This window comes from Arthrobacter sp. PsM3, from assembly GCF_030433895.1.
GTDB lineage: Bacteria > Actinomycetota > Actinomycetes > Actinomycetales > Micrococcaceae > Arthrobacter.
The window spans coordinates 1-3,537 of sequence record NZ_JARUXE010000091.1; the positions used below are offsets into that span (position 1 = coordinate 1).

The 3,537-nt window shown below is 66.4% G+C and carries 3 protein-coding genes and 2 pseudogenes; all 5 read right to left on the reverse strand.

Annotation, left to right across the window (positions count from 1 at the left end; genetic code table 11):
* Nucleotides 1–49: 49 nt before the first annotated feature.
* Nucleotides 50–232: pseudogene (locus QCD75_RS21635) on the reverse strand (L-serine ammonia-lyase, iron-sulfur-dependent, subunit beta); the annotation flags it as partial.
* A 10-nt stretch (nucleotides 233–242) separates the two neighbouring features.
* Nucleotides 243–728 carry a glutathione peroxidase gene (locus QCD75_RS21640; RefSeq protein ID WP_301231586.1) on the reverse strand — a complete coding sequence of 162 codons (486 nt, stop codon included), beginning with the start codon at nucleotides 726–728 and terminating at the stop codon, nucleotides 243–245.
* Nucleotides 729–885: 157 nt separating this feature from the next.
* A pseudogene (locus QCD75_RS21645) lies at nucleotides 886–2,302 on the reverse strand (L-serine ammonia-lyase).
* Nucleotides 2,302–2,937 (reverse strand): sarcosine oxidase subunit gamma, encoded by a 636-nt coding sequence (locus QCD75_RS21650; protein WP_301231587.1) that lies wholly within the window; start codon nucleotides 2,935–2,937, stop codon nucleotides 2,302–2,304. The pseudogene QCD75_RS21645 and the gene QCD75_RS21650 overlap by 1 nt, the downstream one beginning before the upstream one ends.
* Nucleotides 2,930–3,537, reverse strand: a 608-nt coding sequence (locus tag QCD75_RS21655; protein WP_301231589.1) for a glycine cleavage T C-terminal barrel domain-containing protein, incomplete at its 5' end; no start/stop codon positions are given. The genes QCD75_RS21650 and QCD75_RS21655, both read right to left, overlap by 8 nt.

Here is a 3,537-nt window from a genome sequence, read left to right on the forward strand (position 1 = left end):
ACGTAGTCGGCGGCGGTGCTGTTCGCGGTGCTGTTCAAGGTATCCACGGTCAGCACTCGATGACGTTCACGGCGAGGCCTCCGCGGGAGGTTTCCTTGTACTTGGTTTTCATGTCCGCTCCTGTTTCACGCATGGTCTTGATGGCTTTGTCCAGCGATACTTTGTGGCTGCCGTCCCCGTGCAGGCAGAGTCGGGCGGCGTTGATAGCCTTCACACTGTCGATGGTGCGGCGTCAATCCGTGTCATGCGAGGGCTCCCTGCACGGCGCCAATGATTTCGGGTGATTCAGGCGCCATCGTCGAGGCAAAGCGCGCTACCACACCACCGTCGCGGTTCACTAGAAACTTCTCGAAATTCCACTGCACCTGCTCCGGAAGATCGGGATTTCTGAACTTGGTTAGTTCCGCGTAGAGCGGGTGCTGGTCCTCGCCGTGGACGTCTGCCTTGGCAGTCATCGGGAACGTCACACCGAAGTTGCGTTCGCAGAACTCGGCGATCTCGGCGTCGGCCCCCGGCTCCTGCCCGGCAAACTGGTTGCACGGGACGCCCAGCACCGCGAAACCCTGCTCCCGGAACTTGTTGTGCAGCGCCTCCAGTCCTGCGTACTGCGGCGTGTGTCCGCAATGGGACGCGACGTTCACCACCAGTACCGCTTCCCCCTTGAAGCGGCCGAAGTCAGCGTCCGTTCCATCGATAAGGGTAAGGGGAATGGAGTGCAGATCGGTCATGAGGCATCCTCGCAAAGTCGTTGGTTCCCGAAGCGGCATCGCGGAAACGGCGGCACCGCTCGCTTGGCACCACCGCACGTGGAACTCCATGTTGCCCGGCACGCCCGCACGACTGCGTCTTGCCGCGGCGGGTTCCCGCCTGGGCGGCCGTCATGGCTCAGCATTCGATGACGTTCACGGCGAGGCCTCCGCGGGAGGTTTCCTTGTACTTGGTTTTCATGTCCGCTCCTGTTTCACGCATGGTCTTGATGGCTTTGTCCAGCGATACTTTGTGGCTGCCGTCCCCGTGCAGGCAGAGGCGGGCGGCGTTGATGGCCTTGACGCTGGCGATGGCGTTGCGTTCGATGCAGGGGATCTGCACCAGCCCGCCGACGGGGTCGCAGGTCAGCCCGAGGTTGTGCTCGATGCCGACTTCGGCCGCGTTTTCCACCTGCGCGGGGGTGCCGCCCAGGACTTCGCACAGCCCGGCCGCTGCCATGGAGCAGGCCGATCCGACTTCGCCCTGGCAGCCGACCTCGGCCCCGGAGATGGAGGCGTTGATTTTGAACAGGATACCGACGGCGGCGGCCGTGAGCAGGAAGCGGATGACGCCGTCGTCGTTGGCTCCGGGGACGAACTTGACGTAGTAGTGCAGCACGGCCGGCACGATGCCGGCGGCGCCGTTGGTGGGGGCGGTGACGATCCGCCCGCCTGCGGCGTTCTCCTCGTTGACGGCCAGGGCGAACAGGTTCACCCACTCCATGGCGAGCAGCGGGTCGGCGGGCACCTGGACCGGGGACGGATTCCGGGCTGCCGCGTCGGCGCTTACCGCTGATGTTGCCAGCGTCCGGAACAGGGACGGGGCGCGTCGTTTGACGTTCAGCCCGCCCGGGGAGGATTCCCTCGGCGGCGCAGCCGTTGTCCACGCATTCGCGCATGACCGCCCACAGTGCCAGGAGCTTGTCGCGGAGTTCGGCTTCGCTGCGCCAGGTGAGTTCGTTGGCGAGCATGACGTCGGAGATGGACATGTCCTCCCGCCGGCAGATTGCCAGGAGCTCGTCGGCTGTGGTGAAGGGGTACGGCAGCACGGTATCGTCCGCCACCACCTGGTCGGCGCCCTGTGCGGTGCCGTCAACGACGAAGCCGCCGCCGATCGAGTAGTAGCTGCGCTCCTTGAGCACTGCCCCGGTGTGGTCCAGTGCCCGGAAGGTCATGCCGTTGGGGTGGGCCGGCAGGGACTTGCGGCGGTGCAGCACCACGTCCTCGTCCCAGTTGAAGTCCACCCGGTGGTCCCCGCCGATCCGGAGTTCGGCGTCGAGGGCGGCGGCCGCCACCTGGTCATCGGCGGTTCCGGTGTCCACCGTCTCGGGGGCCTGGCCCTGGAGGCCCAGGACCACGGCCTTGTCCGAGCCGTGGCCCCGGCCCGTGGCGCCGAGGGAACCGAACAGTTCGGCCTGCACCCTGGTCGTGGAGCTCAGCTGCCCGTCGCTTTTGAGTCCGTCCGCGAACCGCTTCGCTGCCCGCATCGGGCCGACCGTGTGGGAGGAGGACGGCCCGATGCCAACAGAAAACAGATCCAGGACGCTGAGCGCCATCAGGGGACCTCGGGGGACGCGTATTCGCGCATGGCGTCCAGGAGCCAGCGCCCCAGGAACTCCGCAAAGGAGGCCCGGGGGAAGAGCCGGAAGCTGCTCTCTGCGGTCTTCTGCAGCACGACTGGGATGTTGCCGACTTCGGTCGTCAGCGCCGTTCCCGGGGTGAAGCTGCGGGGGTGCAGGTCAAGGGCGCAGCCCTTCTCCAGGACGGCGCGGGCACGTGGGCCTGAGAGCTCGAACGTGGTGCGGTTGGCGGAGAGGTCCACCACCTGGCCCGGGGCATCGCCCAGTGCTTCCACGAGGGAGCCGATGAGGTTGCCGCCCAAGGAATCGTGGGCAGCTTCCGGTGCCACTGCCATGAACTCGGACGGTCCGAGCCAGAGGACGCTGATGCTGTCCGTGCCGGTCACTTCGCCGCAGCGTGCCGGCAGTCCGCCGGTCACGGCTGCGATCCGTGATCCTGCCTCGGAGCGGGGGTCCACGCGGACTCCGGCCATGGTCTGGAACGGGCCTTCGTTGAGGACGACCTTGCCCGGGACGGAGCCAGCCGCCAGCGCTTCGGTCAGGTGGTAGGCGGGGCTGCGGCGGATGTCCCGGAGTCCATTGATGCCTGTCAGTGCTGCTGTATTAGCCATCTTTGCGGGTCCCTTCGGGGTCAAAAAGTACGGTTTCTGCGATAACGACATCAACCAGCTGGTCCCCGGCGGCGGCCACCAGGGTCTCACCGATGCGGTTGCGGCCGTTCTTGATCAGGGCGAGGGCAAACGATCGGCCCAGTGCGGCGCTGTGGTAGCTCGAGGTCACGAATCCCTGCATCGGGACGGGGCCGTAAGCGGGATTGACGGTGATGCCCTGCTCCACCAGCTGGGTGCCCTCGGGGAGCCGGATCGTGCCGTCCACGGGAAGGACACTGACCAGGTGCTTGCGGTCGGTGCGGCCGGCGTCCTTGCGGGCGTAGGAGCGCTTGCCGATGAACTCCTTGACCTTGGATACGACCCATTCCATGCCGGCGTCCTGCGGGGTGACGGTGCCGTCGGTGTCCTGCCCGACGATCGGGTAGCCCTTTTCGGCGCGGAGCACGTGCATGGTTTCGGTGCCGTAGGGGGTGATGTTGAATTCGGCCCCTGCGGCTGCCACGGCTTCCCAGGTGTTCAGCCCGTACCAGGACGGGATGTTGATCTCGTAGGCCAGCTCACCGGAGAACGAGATCCGGCAGATCCGGGCCCGGACGCCGG

Excerpts from the sequence above, each read along its gene's own strand:
- QCD75_RS21640 (WP_301231586.1), bottom strand. The coding sequence starts at position 728 with ATGACCGATCTGCACTCCATTCCCCTTACCCTTATCGATGGAACGGAC.
- QCD75_RS21650 (WP_301231587.1), bottom strand. The coding sequence starts at position 2,937 with ATGGCTAATACAGCAGCACTGACAGGCATCAATGGACTCCGGGACATC.